Origin of the sequence: Parasedimentitalea marina, assembly GCF_004006175.1 — a bacterium.
Taxonomy (GTDB): Bacteria; Pseudomonadota; Alphaproteobacteria; order Rhodobacterales; family Rhodobacteraceae; genus Parasedimentitalea; species Parasedimentitalea marina.
In genome coordinates, this window is record NZ_CP033219.1 from 1,411,112 (window position 1) to 1,428,079 (window position 16,968).

Here is a 16,968-nt window from a genome sequence, read left to right on the forward strand (position 1 = left end):
ATATGAACAGGGCACTTTTGACGCATAATACATGTCTGAGAGACGAAGTCTTATCTAGGCAGGGGACCAATCAGCATTATCATCTGACGGCCTTCCATCTTGGGCATGTTCTCGACTTTACCGTGCTCTTTGATGTCTGCAGCAACACGCTCCAGCAGCTCACGGCCAAGGTTCTGGTGGGCCATTTCACGACCACGGAACCGCAGGGTCACTTTGACCTTGTCGCCGTTTTCAAGGAACTTGTACACGTTGCGCATTTTGACGCTGTAATCATGGACATCAGTGTTAGGCCGGAATTTGACCTCTTTGATTTCGATGATCTTTTGCTTTTTGCGCGCTTCGCTTTCCCGCTTCTGCTGTTCATATTTGAACTTGCCGAAATCCATGATCTTACACACGGGCGGCTTTGCATTCGGCGAGATTTCAACCAGATCCAATCCGGCCTCTTGCGCCATAAGCATGGCTTTGGCTGGGTGAACCACACCAGCGTTTTCGCCATCGGCGCCAATCAGGCGGATTTCGGAGTCACGAATTTTTTCGTTGACGCGCGGGCCGGTGTCGCGTTGCGGCGGCGCATTGTGGGGTCTGCGGGCTATGACGGCAATCCTTTTGTCATTGCATAATATCACGTGAAAAATAGCGTTGTCGGGCACGTGATTCAAGCTGTTTGCATCGTATGACCGGGGAGAATGAGGTTTTCAAGGCATCATTCCGACAATATGCCGGTGAAGTGCCCCTGATCGTGAGATTTTTGTCCGTTTTTACGGAAAGCTGCGCGTCGGCCAATTTTGGCCGTTGAGACATGTTGCTGTTTTTTCCCCCTTGAGGAGCACGGTGGACAGAGCCATCTCGCAGTAGGAGGCAACATTTTTTATTCGCGACGCATTGGTCGTGAATGTCATTTAGGAGTTTTAATAATGAAACCTGCAGTAATTGCACTGGGTGTCGCGGCCGCAGCTATCGGTGGCTATGTCTATTTTACATCGATGGAAACACCTAGTGTCGCCGTTGATCAGGACGCGGCAACTTCGGCTGTTGATACAAACGTTGTGGAAGACGCCACCGCAACCGTGGAAGAGGCAACTGAGACCGCTGTCGAGGCAACAACCGAGGTTGTTGAAACTGCAGTTGAGACCGCTGTGGAGACGGCGGAAGACACTGCAGAGACTGTAGGCGAGGCTGTCGAGGGGGCCGTGGAAGAGGTGCAAGAGGCAGCGACCGAGGCGGCTGATACCGTGACCGGTGCCGTTGGTACGGTTGCAGAGACTGTAACTGAGACCGCGACCGAGGCAGTTTCTGATGCCGTCGAGACGGCCACCGAGGCTGTGAGCGGAACCGGTACTGAAAGTACCACTGAAACTGTAACTGAAACCGTGTCTGAGAGTGCCACTGACGTAACAACTGAAGCCACCGAAAGCGCAACAGACACAGTGACGTCCGATGCTACTGAGGTCGCTGGGGATGCGGCTGCCGGTCTGCTAACTGCTGACGGTTTTGATTTGGACCAAGTCGTCGAGCTTATTTCCGGCTCATCCCTGGCCGACACCCAGAAATTGATGCTGACGACGGCTGTAAAACAAGCGAAAGACAATCCCGAGCTTCTGACTGTAGCCTTGGATCAAGTCAAGACTGCCTTGGGTCTGTAAACCAGGCGTGAACACAACGGATTAAGGGCGCCCTTCCGATTGGAAAGGTGCCCTTTGTTGTTTCTGACGGACGGTTTCAGTCGAGGAAGGCTTTTTCCACCACGTATTGCGCCGGTTTGGAATTGGCGCCTTCTTCAAGGCCATAACCTTCGAGCATGTCTTTGATCTCGAGGTTGAAGGCCAGATTGCCGCAGACCATGGCACGGTCACTGTCGGGGTTGATTGGATCGACACCCAGATCACTAAATGCCTCGCCCGAGCGCATCAGGTCGGTGATACGGCCCATCTTGGGGCTCTCTTCGCGGGTGGTTGTAGGGTAGTAGCGGATCTTGTTGAGATTGTCTTCGCCCAGCAGTTCGAGCATCATCTCGTCTTGCTTGAGGTTGGCAATCAGTTCGGCGCCATAGGTCAGCTCACCTGCAGTGCGGCAAGTATGGGTGATGATGATCTCGTCGTAGTCTTCGTAGGTTTGCGGATCGCGCAGCAGCGAGGCGAAGGGGGCAAAGCCGGTGCCAGTGGCAAAGAACCAGATGCGTTTGCCGGGGATCAGCGCGTCATGCACCAGGGTGCCGACGGGTTTCGGGCGCAGGATAATCTCATCACCAACCTGGATGTGCTGCAGGCGAGAGGTCAGCGGGCCGTCCTGAACCTTGATCGAATAGAACTCCAGCTCGTCATCCCAGCTGGGAGAGGCAATGGAATAGGCGCGCAGCAGAGGTTTTTGTTTGCCCGTCTTGGGGTTCACTTCGCCCATCAACCCGATCATCACAAATTCGCCCGAACGAAAACGCATTGTCGAAGGGCGGCTGACGCGGAAGGAGAACAGTTTATCCGTCCAGTGCTTGACCGCCGTGACGGTTTGGGCGTCGGGCAGGGTTGGAACGGCCTTTACTGGCTCGGCATTGGTGGTGGCATCGGTCACTGGAGTAATCTCATTCATCGGTTGCACTGCCGACAGCATGGCCGACACCTCTGATTAGTCATTGATATGGGTCAGGGAAAGGATTTGTTTTGCATGTACCCGGCACAGGCACGGTGTGATGCGCTGGGAACACAATTGTTAGTATGCAAACAATATATCACACAGCAGCGGGGGCGGTTCCACGGGCACGTGCCTGATAATCGTGCTGTTGCCAGTTGGCACGGGCCAGCCATTGGTCCTGCGGTTGGCGGGTTGCCAGGTCGTCACTGATTTCGACGTCGTCAAACCCGGCCCGTCGCACCATGGCATATTGATCCGCAATCACATGGCCGTAAGCGCGGATGTGGCCGGTGTAGCCGGACAGACGCAACTGGCGCGCAATGGTAAAGCCACGGCCATCGGCAAAGCTGGGAAAGGCGATGCGGATCATCTGAACCTGCGCTGCCAGGCGCTCGACCAGCTGCACGGGATCGGTATCCGAGGCCAGATCAAGGGCAGTGTCGCCGTCATAGCCGACAGTCCAGGTGTCGGGCCCAAAGCCCGTATCGGTCACGATCACAGTCATGTATTTGCTCCTGTGCGAATAAACTGGCCATCCACCACGTGGATGCCACATTCTTCTTTTGATTGGTCACGCCAGCGTCCGGCGCGGGGATCTTCACCGTCTTTCACCGGCGAGGTGCAGGGGGCACAACCGATTGACGGGTAACCTTGGGCCACCAGAGGATGGCGGGGCAGGCGGTTTTCGTCCATATAGGTGCGCACGTCGGTCGGCGCCCAATGGGCCAGAGGGTTGATCTTGATGCGGCCTGTGGAGCCATCAGCGGTTTCTTCGATCTCGAAGAAATCCATTGCGGCACGGCTGCCGGCCTGGAAGCGTTTTCGACCGGTGATCCAGCCATCATAACCTGCCAGCGCTTTTTGCAGGGGGGCGGTTTTGCGCAGGGCGCAGCAGGCATCGGTGCTGTTAAAGCGCATGGCGCCATAGGGGTCTTTTTCCGCAATGTCGTTGGCGCGGATGATGTGGAGATTGCGCAGACCCAGCCGCTCGGTCACCTCAGTCTGGTAGACCAGGGTTTCGGTGAACAGCAGTTCGGTGTCAACAAAGAGAACCGGGGTCATTGGATCGATCACTGCAGCCATATGCAACAGCACCACGGATTCAGCGCCAAAGCTGGAGACCAGCGCAATGTGGCCCGCATCCTGAAGCGCACCTTGCATCACGGCGGTTGCTGAATGGTGGCGGTAGCGCGCATTCAACGCGGCCACTTTGTCAGCGAGCTCACGCTCGCCGGGGGCCGGCCCCCGGGCCCCCGGGATATTTTTAGCCAGATGAAGCATGGGATCAGGCGACCTTTTTCTGCGCTTCGGGGTAGAGGGCTGCTTTGAAGGGAGACAGGCCAACCCGGCGATAGGTTTCCAGGAAGGTCTCCTCGGCGGAGTTGCGCAGGTCTAGATAGGCGGCCACGATGCGCTCAACCGCGGGGACGATTTCGTCATAGGCGAAACCGGGGCCGGCGCGTTCACCGATATTGGCCGTCCAGGTGGCGTCGCCGCCCAGGGTGATCTGGTAGTTTTCAACGCCGGCGCGATCCAGTCCCAGGATACCGATATGGGCAACATGGTGGTGGCCACAGGCGTTGATGCAACCCGAGATTTTAATCTGCAGATGGCCGATGTCATGCTCGAGCTTGAGATCGTCAAAACGGGTCGCGATCTGCTCGGCAACTGGGATCGCGCGGGCGGTAGCCAAGGCACAATAGTCCATGCCGGGGCAGGCGATGATGTCCGAGATCAAGCCGATGTTGGCGGTTGCCAGATCGTGCTGTTTGAGCCTGGCGTGGAGAGCGGGCAGATCCGATTTGTGGACATGCGGCAGGATTACGTTTTGCTCGTGGCTGATCCGTAATTCGTCGTAACCATATTGGGCTGCCAGGTCAGCCATAGTCCGCATTTGATCTGCACTGGCGTCCCCCGGGGTGGCGCCGTGTTTCTTGATCGAGATGGTGACAATGGCGTGGTCGCCTACACGGTGCTCAGCCAGATTGGTATCGGCCCAGGCGCGGAATACCGGGTCGGCGTCATAGGCTGCATCATAGGTGGTAGTTGGAGCCGAACGGAAGATTGGGGCTGCGAAATGGGTCTTGATCTCGGCCAGCAATTCCTGATCGGCACCCGTGAAGGTCGGCCGGATCAGGGCAAAGCGGGCGTCGACGCGGGCGCGAATATCTTCGATGCCGTGCTCGTGCACGGTGATCTTGATGCGGGCCTTGTATTTGTTGTCGCGGCGACCGATCTGGTTCCAGACCGACACCACGGATTCAATATAGGGCAACAGGTCTGCGCGGGGCAGAAAGTCGTTGATCACTTGGCCGACCATTGGTGTGCGGCCCAAGCCACCGCCAATCAGGATCTGATAGCCGGTTTCGCCAGCGACGTTCTGGACAATGCGCACGGCCAGATCGTGCGCCTTGAGCACAGCGCGATCTTTGGCAGCGGCACCAACGGCGATTTTGAACTTGCGGCCCATGAACTGGAATTCCGGGTGATCAGTGGACCACTGACGGATCAGTTCGGCCACTGGACGTGGGTCTTCGATCTCGTCTGCGGCGGCACCAGCGAAATGATCAGAGGTCACGTTGCGGATGGTATTGCCCGAGGTTTGGATGGCGTGCATGCCAACCTCGGCCAGGGCGTCCAGCATATCCGGCACATCGCTGAGTTTAGGCCAGTTGAACTGGATGTTCTGGCGCGTGGTGAAGTGGCCATAGCCCTTGTCCCACTTTTCAGCCAGCAGCGCCAATTGAGTCATCTGAGCAGAATTCAGCGAACCATAGGGCACCGCGACGCGCAGCATGTAGGCGTGCAGTTGCAAGTACAAACCGTTCATCAGGCGCAGGGGCTTGAACTCGTCCTCGGTGAGCGAACCGTCGATGCGGCGTGCGACCTGGGCGCGGAACTGGGCGTTGCGTTCTGCCAGAAAGGCGGTGTCAAAGTCGTTATACTTATACATTGGCCTCAGCCTCCTGTTTGCCGTGGGCATAGTTTGAGGGACCGGTGCGGCGGAAATCCTCGCGGAAATGGGTTGGTTCCGGGCCGTTCTCGCCGGGCTTGGCATCTGCCAGGTATACGCCGACGACCTCAGCCACCTGAGATTCTGCATCGAGCAGGCGAAGCTGGGCGTGGGCCTCGTCGGTGATCAGCTCTGCCTGGGATAAATCGCGGCTCCATTGGTCATCTGCGGTCAGGTAGATCACGTCGCCTTCGATCAGGGCGTTGGCAGTGATCACTTTGGGGGTAAAGGCACGGGCCATTATGCGAGCTCCAGTTTCAGATCTGTTATTTCGGTTTGGGTGGTGATGCTGGCGCGTGGCGCCAGTCCCAGGAATGTTAGGGCCGGTCCGTCAAAACGGGCCTCGGCCAAATCGGTGGGCAGATGTTCCAGAGTGGTTTCCAGAATCCGCTGATTAGCACGCGAGGCATTCTCAACCACGGTGACGGGGGTTGCGAGAGTGGCGCCGTGCATCAGCAGCCGTCCCTGCACAAACCGTGTGGATTTCTTGCCCATGTAAATCGCGGCGACTTCGCCGGGGCGGGCCAGCGCCTGCCAGTCGTGGTCGGCAAACCCCTGGGTGTCATGACCGGTCAGAAAGCGAACTGAAGAGTTGCGGCCACGCTGGGTCAGGCTTTGACCGATGCCCGCGACTGCAGCCGAGGCCGCGGTGATGCCGGGCACAATCTGATAGGCAATCCCGGCGTCGTCACAGGCTGAAAGCTCCTCATCCAGGCGGCCAAACAGAGTGGCATCACCGGATTTGAGCCGCAGCACCCGTTTGCCAGCATTTGCATGGGCGGTCAGGCGATCACAAATGTCATGTTGGCTGACCTGCGGGCCAAAGCCTTCCTTGCCGACATCCTCCAGAACGGCCTCTGGATTGGCCAGCGCGAGGATCTCGGGGCTGACCAGACGGTCGAACAAAATGACCTCTGCCTGCTGCAGGGCTGTCAGGGCCTTTAGGGTGAGCAACTCGGGGTCACCGGGGCCTGAGCCGGCAAAGACCACCTGACCGGGCTGCAGACAGATCCGTCCCGCGGTGGTCGGCGCGGTGGTTGGCTGGGGCATCTGCTGGGACATGGTGGACTCATTTGTTGCGTTTGACTTGATGTTAGATATAGGAAATATTCCCGTCTCATTGCTATATGTTGGCGTGAATAAGGATCATTGTTCCGAATTTGGTGGTCATATGCGGGAATGGTTCTAATGCGTGAGGAAAACGAGAATGACGGTACGGATCGATGCCACTGACCGGAAAATTTTGGCAGAGCTGCAGCGCGATGCGAGCCAATCGCTGGACGAAATTGCTCGAAATGTGGGCAGTTCCAAGACCCCGGTGTGGAATCGCATCCGTAAATTGCGTGAGTCCGGGGTGATTGGTCAGCAGACCGTTGTACTGGACGCTGAGGCGCTGGGGTTCGAGGCGTGCTTCTTTGTTCTGATCCGCACCTCAGAGCATGAGGCCGATTGGCAGGCAAAGTTTTTGCAGGCCTTGCGCGACCGCCCCGAGGTACAGGAGGCGCATCGCTTGGCGGGGGATATCGACTATATCCTGAAAGTGCGGGTGCAGAACGCACGGGCCTATGACACGTTTTATCAAACACTGATTTCTGAGGTGCGAGTGCACAACGTGACGGCGCTGCTGTCGATGGAAGAGATCAAGTCGACGACGATGCTGCCGCTGGAGGGATGAGGCACCCGTGAGGGTGACAAAAAGGAGCGCTTCCGCGCGCTCTTATTCAGCAGTTTGCCGGGTGACGGTTCAACGTCAAAGGTACATGTGTGCTGAGAGGTGAATGGATCTGCTGAGAAGCGATTCAGGGACAAGTCTGCCCTGAATGCGCCATGTCCAAGATGTGCTGAGTCGGGCCTGGGTAAAGGAGCTGCGCCCGCGCCGGGGCGCGGTGGCCTGCGGCCATCCTTGACACAGGCCCGACTCAGGGTAGGCGCGCAAAAAGGTAGGCACGGTTCAGGTGGTGACCATCAGTTGGGTTAGCCCGTGGAAGTGGTAGGTGTTGCTGTACTCGGGGTCCGCGGCCAATTTCAGGTTGGGGCAACGATCGAACAGAATGGGCAAACCGATCTTCATTTCCAGACGGGCCAGCGGTGCGCCGACGCAAAAATGCAACCCACCGCCGAAGGCGGTATTGGTCTTGATTGCCCGGGTTGGGTCGAACAGGTCCGGATCAGCAAAGGCATCGGGATCGCGGTTGGCGGCCCCCAGCAGGAGGGCGACCTGATCGCCGCGTTGGAACGTGTGACCAAGCAGATTGACCGTTTCATAGGCATACCGCGTGAACATATGCAGAGGCGGATCATAACGCAGGATCTCTTCGTTGAGGCGATCAATGCCTTCGGGGGCCAACCAAGTCGGGTCCCAACCCTGTTGCAGCATCGTTTTTACCCCATTGCCCATGCTGTGCACGGTGGCCTCGTGGCCAGCATTGAGCAATAGGATGCAGGTGCCGATCAATTCATCCGTGCTGAGGCTTTCGCCGTCCTCTTCTGCGGTGATCAGGCGGGTGATAAGGTCGTCGCGCGGGTCGCTGCGTCGTTGATCAATGTAACTGTGCAGGAAACTGGTGAACTCGGCAGCGGCAGCGGCAGCGCGGTGTTCTGTTTCAACTGTGCGGCTGGCCTGATACATGGCGACAATGTCATGCGACCAGATCAACAGTTTGGGGGCCATGTCGACTGGGACCCCCAGCAGGCGGCAGATGGTGATCAACGGCACCTGGGTGCAATAGGCATCCAGTAGATCGAAGGGCGTGTCAGGGAAATCATCGATAAGTTGGTGGCACAGTGTTTCGATATCATCGCTGAGCGCGGTTATGGCCCGCGAGGTAAATGCCCGCAGGATCAATTTGCGCAGTCTTGTGTGGCGGGGCGGTTCGGCGTCGAGCAGTGAATGGGCCTCGGTCAGTAGGAATGGCGCCAGGTGGGCCGGGCCCGTCGTGGCCATCTCAGCTGGGATCTCGCGGCCGAAGCGGCGGTCGCGCAGCAGAGCCTGGACAGCCTTGTGGCTAAAGGCGGCGGGCATGTTGTATTCAGACCAAGCCTGTAGCGGAGAAATAGCGCGATGCATTGCGTAAAACGGGTAGGGGTTTTGCACAAAGGATGGGTCGGTGGGGGATTGGGAAATGGTTTTCATTGGCGCACATTCGCGAACCCGGCTGGTCAATGCAAGGCCAGCTTTGCTACTGTGTTGAAATGAGAGATTTTCGGGGACATAGGGGATGGATTGTGCTGGGCTTTGGTCTGGCGTTGGCAGCTATGACCGCTGCAGTATGGTCCTATGGGTATCGTCAGGCACTGGACGTTCTGGCACGACAGGGCGAGGCAGACCTGGAATTGGCCTCCGACAGGGTCAGTACGCAGCTGCAAGTCTATCAGGAACTGGCGGTGCTTATGGCGCGGCATCCCACGTTTGACCGGCTGAGTAGCATAGAGGACCGGCAGGCCGCCATCAGTCTATTGCGACAAGTGGCCGACAGCACTGCTGCACTGGATGTTTTTTATGCTGATGCGTCGGGGCGGGTCCAGGCAGCGGCGCAAGGGTTAACCGGGCCGGACGTCTCGGGATCGGATTACTTTCGCCGGGCTATGCAGGGCGCGCTGGGGACAGGTCATGGTGTGTTGCAGCCGCTGAACCGTCGCGCCTTTTTCTATGCTGCACCGGACTTTGGCGAGGATGGCGGAGTACGCGGAGTGCTGGTGACGGTGGCGGATGTTGAGGATGTCGAGCAGACATGGCGCGGCTCGCTTCCGGCTGTGTTTTTTACTGGGCGAAGTGGTGAAGTCTTCATTTCTAACCGCTCTGAACTGCTGTTATGGCAGCGAGACCCGGGCGAGGTCGGTCTGCATCCACAGGATGGGCGCCAGGTTGACTTTTCAACACATAAAGTAAGTGGCCATGATATTTGGCGTCTGGGCTGGGGACCCTATCTGCCGGAGCGGGCCTTGCATCAGGCCGTGGACCTGCCGGTAATCGGTATGGTCGGGGAAATTCTGCTTGATACAGCGCCGGCCCGACGTCTTGCAGCCCTTCAGGCAGCAGCTCTGGCTGCGATTTGCCTGGCTTTTGGCGCATTATTGTTCCTGGCGACCGAACGACGGCGCTCTCTGGCTCTGGCCAATGCGGTGTTGGAAAGCCGGGTGGCTAAACGCACACGCGCCTTGTCGGCATCCAATATGCAATTGCGGCGTGAGGTCAAAGAACGCCAGGATGCAGAGGCGGCTCTGACTTTGGCGCAACAGGACTTGGTACAGGCTGGTAAGTTGTCCGCCTTAGGGCAAATGTCTGCAGGGATCAGTCATGAGCTGAACCAACCGTTGATGGCGATCCAGCAATATGCGGACAATGGCAGTGCTTTTCTACAAAAGGGCAAAGCGGATCGGGCTGGTGAAAACCTGGGGCGGATCTCGGATATGGCGACCCGCATGGCGCGGATCATAAAAAATCTGCGCGCCTTTGCGCGCAATGAAAGTGAACCGATCACCCGGGTAGATCTGGTGAAGGTGATCAACGCCGCCGTTGAGCTGACCCAGGCTAGGCTGCAGGCGGACCGTGTGACACTGGACTGGCAGTCTGATCACTTTGACGCTCCGGTCTATGCTTGGGGCGGAGAGGTTCGGTTGGCGCAGGTGTTTGTAAATCTGATCAACAACGCAGCGGATGCAATGCAGGACCAAGAGAACCGTTATGTACAGATTGTGATCCATACAGATAAACGGCTGGCCGTGACCGTGCGCGATGTTGGGCCGGGAATTAAAGAGCCGGAAAAGCTGTTTGAGCCGTTTTATTCGACCAAGGCAGTTGGCAGCGCTGATGGTTTGGGGCTGGGCCTTTCGATTTCATATGGATTGGTGCAAAGTTTTGGCGGCAATATTCAGGGTGCCAACGTGGAGCACGGGGCGATGTTCACAGTGGAACTGGACTATTGGGCAGAGGAAGACGTTGCATGACCCGTAAGGTGTTGCTTGTCGATGATGATGCTGCGGTGCGTGACGCGCTGGCACAGACATTGGAACTGAATGACTTAGAGGCGGTGACGGCAGCATCCTTTGTGGTGGCCAAAGATCATATAACCCCACAGTTTGACGGCGTGATCGTATCCGATATGCGGATGCCGGGGCGCGACGGTTTTCATCTTCTCGAATATGCGCATGGGATAGACGAAGAGCTGCCTGTGATCCTGCTGACCGGAGAAGGCGACATCCCAATGGCGGTGCGCGCTATGGGGCATGGGGCGTTTGGCTTTCTTGAGAAACCCTGTGCGGCGGCGGATTTATTGGCGGTGCTGCAACGGGCGATGAAAACGCGGGCTTTGGTGTTGGAAAACCGGCGCCTGAAGGTGCAACTGGAGCGCGGTGATCCGGCGGCGCGGATGTTGTTTGGCACCTCGCCCCAATCAGACGAGCTGCGCGCCAAGGTGCGCAGTGTAGCTCCAACCGGGGCCGAAGTGCTGGTGACCGGAGCGCCGGGAAGCGGAATTTCGAAAGTTGCAGAGGTGGTGCATTTGATGTCTCAGCTGGGACACGGGCCCTTTGTTAAACGCCCGAGTGCTGGGCTAAGCGCGGACAGCTTTGATGAGCTGTGCAGCGCCGGGGCAGGCGGGTCTGTTTTTCTCGACGAAGTGTCGGCCCTGCCAGAGACCACTCAATATGCGATACTGGACAGGCTGGAACGTGGCGCAGGGACGCGTGTGATTGCCGGGTCGACTGCGAATTTGGCGGATCTGGTCGAGGCAGGGTCCTTTAATCCGGGGTTGTTTTACCGGTTGGACGTGATGCGGGTGCGAATACCATCCCTTAGCGAACGGCCTGGAGATATTCCGGAGCTGTATCGTCAATATGTGGGGCAGGCGGCAGAGCAGGCGGGGATCGCAGTCCCGGACATCAGTCCCGAACATCTGGCAGCATTGATGGCGCAAGATTGGCCGGGCAATACACGCTCGTTGATGTCGGCGGCGATGCGGTTTGTGCTAGGAATGCCGGAAGAATCCGGTGAGGTGGCTGAATTGGGGCTGGCGGAACAATTGGCCCAGGTTGAACGCTCGTTGTTGATTGCGGCGCTGGGCCGACAAAACGGCCGGGCGGCAGCAGCTGCGCAGGCGCTTAAACTACCGCGCAAGACATTTTATGATAAGCTAACGCGCTATGGCATCCGGCCCGAGGACTACCGACGGTAATGTGGACCCACTGCGTCCCAATCTACCCGGTCGTTAGAACCGCGTCAGTTCCCCGTAAAACAAGGCTGATTCTTCGCGAGGCAACATGTAGAGGTTTTGTGCGAAATTTCGCACAAGTGCCCCTTTGGTCGTGCGGAAATCCGCACATGTGTTTTGATGTCTCGTCTCAATAAATCGAACGCGAGGGCTTAACTATATGACATACATGTAAATTTCAGTGAAACTTTCGCCCCAAGAAACATGTCTTGAGTGAATATCACCCAAGCGTGATGCTATTGTCCGGAGCTCTCTGTTGGAGAGAGACGGAGATAGAATACCCGGGAGGTTACTATGAAATTTTTGATGACTGCCGCCGCGTCGGCAATGGCCCTGTCCGCAAGTGCCGGCATTGCAAGCGCTGCCTGTGACACTGGTGAGATCGTGGTGAAATTTGCCCACGTGACCAACACCGACAAACACCCCAAAGGCATCGCTGCCTCGTTGCTGGAGCAGCGTGTTAACGATGAGATGAACGGCACCATGTGCCTGGAAGTTTACCCGAACTCGACCCTGTACAACGACAACAAAGTGCTGGAGGCGATGCTGCAGGGCGACGTACAGCTGGCGGCTCCTTCGTTGTCGAAATTCGAAAAGTTCACCAAGCAATTCCGCCTGTTTGATCTGCCGTTCATGTTCAAAAACATCGAGGCCGTGGATGCGTTCCAAGGGTCGGCTGACGGTCAAGATATGCTGGACAGCATGCAGCGCCGTGGCCTGCAGGGTCTGGCATTCTGGCACAATGGCATGAAGCAAATGTCAGCCAACAAGCCGCTGATTGCGCCAACCGATGCCAATGGTCTGAAATTCCGCGTTCAGTCGTCGGATGTTCTGGTGGCACAGATGGAAGCCATCGGCGGATCACCGCAGAAAATGGCGTTTTCAGAAGTTTACGGCGCTCTGCAGCAAGGCGTTGTTGATGGACAGGAAAACACCTGGTCGAACATCTATGGCAAGAAATTCTTTGAGGTTCAGGACGGTGTAACCGAGACCAACCACGGTATCATCGACTATCTGGTGGTCACCAATGTGGATTGGCTGGAAAGCCTGGACGCACCGGTACGTGAGCAGTTCCTGACGATCTTGGGTGAAGTCACTGAGTCTCGTAACAAAGAAGCCTTTGCTGTCAACGAAGCGGCCAAAGCGGCAATTGTATCTGCTGGCGGCACCATTCGCCAGCTGGATGCAACTCAGCGCCAGCAGTGGGTCGACACGATGATGCCGGTCTGGGACACCTTCTCGGGCGATGTGGGGCAAGACAAGATCGACGCCGCACAAGCTATCAACGCAGGCCTGTAATTCAGGTTATCGTAGGGTGCGTGCTGGCACGCACCCTACACTTACGGCACCCGGATCGGCGTGCCGCACCGAACGATTTCCAACAGATAAGGATAGCGATATGTCGGGGGCAGGGTCCGGTCCGTCCGGAATTATCAATTCAATCGAGGAAAACGTGATTGCCGGGCTTTTGGGCCTGATGACACTGATCACCTTTGCCAATGTGATCGCACGTTTTGCCTTCAACTCTAACATTTTGTGGGCGCTGGAATTAACCGTATTCCTGTTTGCCTGGCTGGTCCTGCTGGGGGCGTCTTATGCGGTGAAAACCCATGCTCACTTGGGCGTGGATGCAATTCTCAACATGCTGCCCCCCGCGCCACGTCGCATGATGGCACTGGCTTCCGTTGGCTGCTGTCTGGCGTTCTCGCTGCTGCTGTTGAAGGGCGCATATGATTATTGGGCGGTGTTTGCTGACCTTCCGCCGACCTCGGGGCGCTGGTTCCCGACCGGGTTTGACCTAAAGGCCCGCTCGCAATCCTTCTACGAAGTGCAGGATGTGCCAATGGTGGCGGGGCTGCGGTGGCTGGAAGGCCTGATCAATTATGGCGACGCTTATGAGAAATTGCCAAAGGTAGTTCCTTATCTGGTTTTGCCAATATCGATGCTGCTGTTGCTGTTGCGGTTTGTGCAAGCGGCAAGACAGATCTGGCGTGGCGAATTGGACCGGATGGTGGCCAGCCATGAAGTTGAAGATGAGCTGGAAGCGATGCGCGCTCAGCACAACGAGGAGCGCGACTGATGGAAGTTGTCCTACTATTCGCCATGGTCATTGGCATGATGCTGATCGGGGTGCCGATTGCGATCTCCCTTGGCCTTAGCTCAACGCTGTTCCTGTTGGTGTATTCCGACAGCTCGCTGGCCTCGGTTGCCGGAACATTGTTTGAGGCCTTTGAGGGGCATTTCACACTGTTGGCGATCCCTTTCTTCATTCTTGCGTCGACATTCATGTCGACGGGTGGTGTGGCACAGCGGATCATCCGGTTTTCAATTGCATGTGTCGGCCATTTTCAGGGCGGTCTGGCAATTGCGGGCGTGTTTGCCTGTATGATGTTTGCTGCCCTGTCGGGATCTTCACCTGCAACAGTGGTTGCCATCGGTTCAATCGTGATCGCGGCGATGACCCAGGCTGGCTACACCAAAGAATTTGCCGCCGGTGTAATTTGTAACGCGGGCACATTGGGGATTTTGATTCCTCCGTCAATTGTCATGGTGGTCTATGCCGCCTCGGTCGATGTGTCGGTTGGACGGATGTTCCTGGCGGGCATTATTCCGGGTCTCTTGGCTGGACTGATGCTGATGGTGACGATCTATGTCATCGCACGGTTCAAAAATATGCCTAAAGGCGAATGGGCCGGATGGAGAGAAGTTGGATCTTCGTTTCGGGAAGCCTTTTGGGGCTTGTTCCTGATCGTCATCATCATGGTCGGCATCTACGGGTACCCTTGGTATTCATCTGAGCTGGGACTTTACAAGGAAAAGGCGATCTTTACGCCTACGGAAGCGGCGGCGGTTGCGTCAGTTTATGCTTTCCTTGTGGCAACCTTTGTCTACCGCGACATGGGGCCTTTGGCCGCAAATGGAGAGCGCCCGCGACGCAATGTGCTCCAGGCGCCTTTGGCATTGCTATCCGTCTGGGTTCACGAGGACACCAAGCGGGCATTGTTCGACGCTGGTAAGCTGACGGTTACGCTGATGTTTGTAATCGCCAACGCCCTGATCCTAAAGCATGTGCTGACGGACGAGCAGATTCCGCAGAGTATTGCCAACGCAATGTTGTCAGCGGGTTTTGGACCGGTGGTTTTCTTGATCGTGGTCAATGTGATTCTGCTAATCGGTGGCCAGTTCATGGAGCCGTCGGGCTTGCTTGTCATCGTGGCACCGCTGGTGTTCCCGATTGCGATTGAGCTGGGCATTGACCCGATCCATCTGGGCATCATCATGGTGGTGAACATGGAGATTGGCATGATCACGCCACCTGTCGGTCTGAACTTGTTTGTAACCTCGGGCGTGGCGGGAATGCCAATGATGGCGGTGGTGCGAGCGGCTTTACCGTTCTTGGCGGTGCTTTTCGTCTTCCTGATTATGGTGACTTACATACCCTGGCTCAGCACAATGATCCCAAATGCGTTGATGGGACCAGAAGTCATCATCAAATAGGGGGATGACTGTAAATTTCACAAGGGCGTCCGGTTTATGGGCGCCCTTTTGTATATCCACAAAGCTGTACACTGGGTTAGAACCTAAACCCAACACCGGCCAGTAGACCTTGAGTTACTGTGTCGTATTCAAAGAAGGACGGAGTGCCCCGGATGCCGTCTTCGTAGTCGACCCCCAGCGCGCGATACATCATGAACACCGACGTGTTTTCCCAGCGGTCATAGGCAAGCCCGCCCATTGCGTTCCAGGTGAAATCAGATCCAACGCCGAACCCGCCAACATCGCCTTGCATCATTAGCCGCCACTGAGGGGCGATTCGACGTTGCCACCGCAATCCGGCGATTGGGTCAATCCAGGATGCTCCGTTATTGACTTGGCCGGTTGCAGGGCCAGTCTGAATGGTCACTTGTGCGTCAATGTCCCAATGACGCAGGCCGGCGTAGATGCTGACTTGATCGCCATTCCCGTCAAGTTGATATGTTGCAACGGCCTCAAGTACGGATTGATCGTAATTGGCCTGGATTTGCCCAACTGGACTGGAGGCGCCATTGCCCAGGTTCATAACCGAATAATCTATTGAAAATCCATAACCCGAGCCGTGCTGGCCCTCAAAACGCAGCATCCCACCGGATTCAAAATTCTCCAGAATATCCCCGGGATCAACGGAAATGTCACCGCCAACTCTGCCTAGGGTGGTAGTTCCGGAAATAGATGGGGCCAGAAGGTAGGGCGCAAAAATAAAGTCCCAGTCATCCTGTGCGGCCGACGGTTGGGCAAATAGGCAAACACAGGTCACCAAGGTCAAAACGGTGCGGGTTAGTTTTTTCTCATGTGTCTGAATGATCTTAGCCTCCACATTGGAACGACGAACATCGTGATTTTGATTGCGACACTTTACGACTTCAGCTGACCCCAGATTACGGCGGTAAGATTAAAACTTTCGCAACTAAGGCGAATGCGTCTCTCTGGTATATATATAGGTCATTCGGCTGCTTCGGGCGAGAAAACTGAAAATTATTTTAAGCAAGAGCGGCGATAGAGATCGTTTCGGCAGACTAAAAGCTGTCTCTCGAAGGGTTTATTCGCCGCAACAGAACCAGTTGCTGGGCCACCAGAAAACTGCGGCGCTTTACATTATCGGCAGGCAAAACGGATCTTTGCCGTCGCGACCTCTGGACGCCCCATTTTAATATCCCTATATAATCAGTCAAGTTAACACTCGAGGCCCTGTCCTGATGACCAATGCGTCCCAACCCCTTGAAGGTGCTCCATTGATTGCGCCGTCCACTGTCAGCCATCCCTTGTACGAGTCGGTGGTCGAAGCGTGCCGTTCGGTGTATGACCCGGAAATTCCGGTCAATATTTACGAATTGGGTTTGATTTACACAATCGACATCAGTGATGAGAGCGACATTAAGGTTATCATGACGCTGACCGCTCCGGGCTGTCCTGTTGCGGGCGAAATGCCCGGCTGGATTGTAGATGCAATCGAGCCAATCGGCGGCGTAAAATCTGTGGATGTCGAGCTGACATTTGAACCACCCTGGGGTATGGAAATGATGTCAGATGAGGCCCGGCTTGAACTGGGCTTTATGTAATTATCTGATCCTCCTGGTCTTT

17 protein-coding genes are annotated in these 16,968 nt (G+C 56.4%); 8 read left to right on the forward strand and 9 right to left on the reverse strand.

What is annotated here, in order from left to right; all coding sequences use genetic code 11:
* Positions 1-50: 50 nt before the first annotated feature.
* Positions 51-653 (reverse strand): translation initiation factor IF-3, encoded by a 603-nt coding sequence (infC, locus tag EBB79_RS06845; protein ID WP_238705013.1) that lies wholly within the window; start codon positions 651-653, stop codon positions 51-53.
* 264 nt (positions 654-917) lie between these two features.
* On the opposite strand from infC, the gene EBB79_RS06850 reads away from it, so the two are divergent.
* On the forward strand, positions 918-1,646 hold the full coding sequence (locus tag EBB79_RS06850; protein WP_127748209.1) for a hypothetical protein: 729 nt from the start codon (positions 918-920) through the stop codon (positions 1,644-1,646).
* A 76-nt stretch (positions 1,647-1,722) separates the two neighbouring features.
* On the opposite strand, the gene EBB79_RS06855 is transcribed toward EBB79_RS06850, so the two are convergent.
* The 6 genes from EBB79_RS06855 to cobA form a co-directional block, all read right to left on the reverse strand.
* Positions 1,723-2,586 carry a ferredoxin--NADP reductase gene (locus EBB79_RS06855; RefSeq protein WP_127750915.1) on the reverse strand — a complete coding sequence of 288 codons (864 nt, stop codon included), beginning with the start codon at positions 2,584-2,586 and terminating at the stop codon, positions 1,723-1,725.
* Positions 2,587-2,725: 139 nt separating this feature from the next.
* Positions 2,726-3,133 (reverse strand): DUF934 domain-containing protein, encoded by a 408-nt coding sequence (locus EBB79_RS06860; RefSeq protein WP_127748210.1) that lies wholly within the window; start codon positions 3,131-3,133, stop codon positions 2,726-2,728.
* A complete protein-coding gene (locus EBB79_RS06865) occupies positions 3,130-3,909 on the reverse strand; it encodes a phosphoadenylyl-sulfate reductase (RefSeq protein WP_127748211.1) in 780 nt (259 codons plus the stop codon). Before EBB79_RS06865 ends, EBB79_RS06860 begins: the two co-directional genes overlap by 4 nt.
* Positions 3,910-3,913: 4 nt before the next feature.
* Positions 3,914-5,581, reverse strand: a complete 1,668-nt coding sequence (locus EBB79_RS06870; protein WP_127748212.1) for a nitrite/sulfite reductase — start codon at positions 5,579-5,581, stop codon at positions 3,914-3,916.
* Positions 5,574-5,882, reverse strand: a complete 309-nt coding sequence (locus EBB79_RS06875) for a DUF2849 domain-containing protein (protein WP_127748213.1) — start codon at positions 5,880-5,882, stop codon at positions 5,574-5,576. Before EBB79_RS06875 ends, EBB79_RS06870 begins: the two co-directional genes overlap by 8 nt.
* The gene (gene cobA, locus EBB79_RS06880; RefSeq protein WP_127748214.1) at positions 5,882-6,703 is read right to left on the reverse strand and encodes a uroporphyrinogen-III C-methyltransferase; all 822 of its coding nucleotides are present in this window, start codon (positions 6,701-6,703) and stop codon (positions 5,882-5,884) included. The genes EBB79_RS06875 and cobA overlap by 1 nt, the downstream gene beginning before the upstream one ends.
* 145 nt (positions 6,704-6,848) lie before the next feature.
* On the opposite strand from cobA, the gene EBB79_RS06885 reads away from it, so the two are divergent.
* Complete coding sequence (locus tag EBB79_RS06885; RefSeq protein WP_127748215.1) at positions 6,849-7,316, forward strand: Lrp/AsnC family transcriptional regulator; 468 nt, start codon at positions 6,849-6,851, stop codon at positions 7,314-7,316.
* A 276-nt stretch (positions 7,317-7,592) separates the two neighbouring features.
* Here EBB79_RS06885 and EBB79_RS06890 read toward each other — a convergent pair whose 3' ends face one another.
* Positions 7,593-8,774 carry a cytochrome P450 gene (locus EBB79_RS06890; protein ID WP_127748216.1) on the reverse strand — a complete coding sequence of 394 codons (1,182 nt, stop codon included), beginning with the start codon at positions 8,772-8,774 and terminating at the stop codon, positions 7,593-7,595.
* Positions 8,775-8,833: 59 nt separating this feature from the next.
* On the opposite strand from EBB79_RS06890, the gene EBB79_RS06895 reads away from it, so the two are divergent.
* The 5 genes from EBB79_RS06895 to EBB79_RS06915 all read left to right on the forward strand — a co-directional run bounded on the left by EBB79_RS06895 (position 8,834) and on the right by EBB79_RS06915 (position 15,348).
* On the forward strand, positions 8,834-10,588 hold the full coding sequence (locus EBB79_RS06895) for a sensor histidine kinase (protein WP_127748217.1): 1,755 nt from the start codon (positions 8,834-8,836) through the stop codon (positions 10,586-10,588).
* Positions 10,585-11,814 carry a sigma-54-dependent transcriptional regulator gene (locus EBB79_RS06900; RefSeq protein WP_127748218.1) on the forward strand — a complete coding sequence of 410 codons (1,230 nt, stop codon included), beginning with the start codon at positions 10,585-10,587 and terminating at the stop codon, positions 11,812-11,814. The genes EBB79_RS06895 and EBB79_RS06900 overlap by 4 nt, the downstream gene beginning before the upstream one ends.
* A 330-nt stretch (positions 11,815-12,144) precedes the next feature.
* Entirely contained in the window at positions 12,145-13,149 is a 1,005-nt protein-coding gene (locus EBB79_RS06905; protein ID WP_127748219.1) for a DctP family TRAP transporter solute-binding subunit, read from the forward strand.
* A gap of 100 nt (positions 13,150-13,249) precedes the next feature.
* Complete coding sequence (locus tag EBB79_RS06910; RefSeq protein ID WP_127748220.1) at positions 13,250-13,930, forward strand: TRAP transporter small permease; 681 nt, start codon at positions 13,250-13,252, stop codon at positions 13,928-13,930.
* A complete protein-coding gene (locus tag EBB79_RS06915; RefSeq protein ID WP_127748221.1) occupies positions 13,930-15,348 on the forward strand; it encodes a TRAP transporter large permease in 1,419 nt (472 codons plus the stop codon). The genes EBB79_RS06910 and EBB79_RS06915 overlap by 1 nt, the downstream gene beginning before the upstream one ends.
* Positions 15,349-15,424: 76 nt before the next feature.
* Here the strand turns inward: EBB79_RS06915 and EBB79_RS06920 are convergent, their stop codons facing one another.
* Positions 15,425-16,204 (reverse strand): hypothetical protein, encoded by a 780-nt coding sequence (locus EBB79_RS06920; RefSeq protein ID WP_127748222.1) that lies wholly within the window; start codon positions 16,202-16,204, stop codon positions 15,425-15,427.
* A gap of 379 nt (positions 16,205-16,583) precedes the next feature.
* Here EBB79_RS06920 and EBB79_RS06925 point away from each other — a divergent pair, with 379 nt between their 5' ends.
* On the forward strand, positions 16,584-16,946 hold the full coding sequence (locus tag EBB79_RS06925) for an SUF system Fe-S cluster assembly protein (protein ID WP_127748223.1): 363 nt from the start codon (positions 16,584-16,586) through the stop codon (positions 16,944-16,946).
* Positions 16,947-16,968 lie beyond the last annotated feature (22 nt).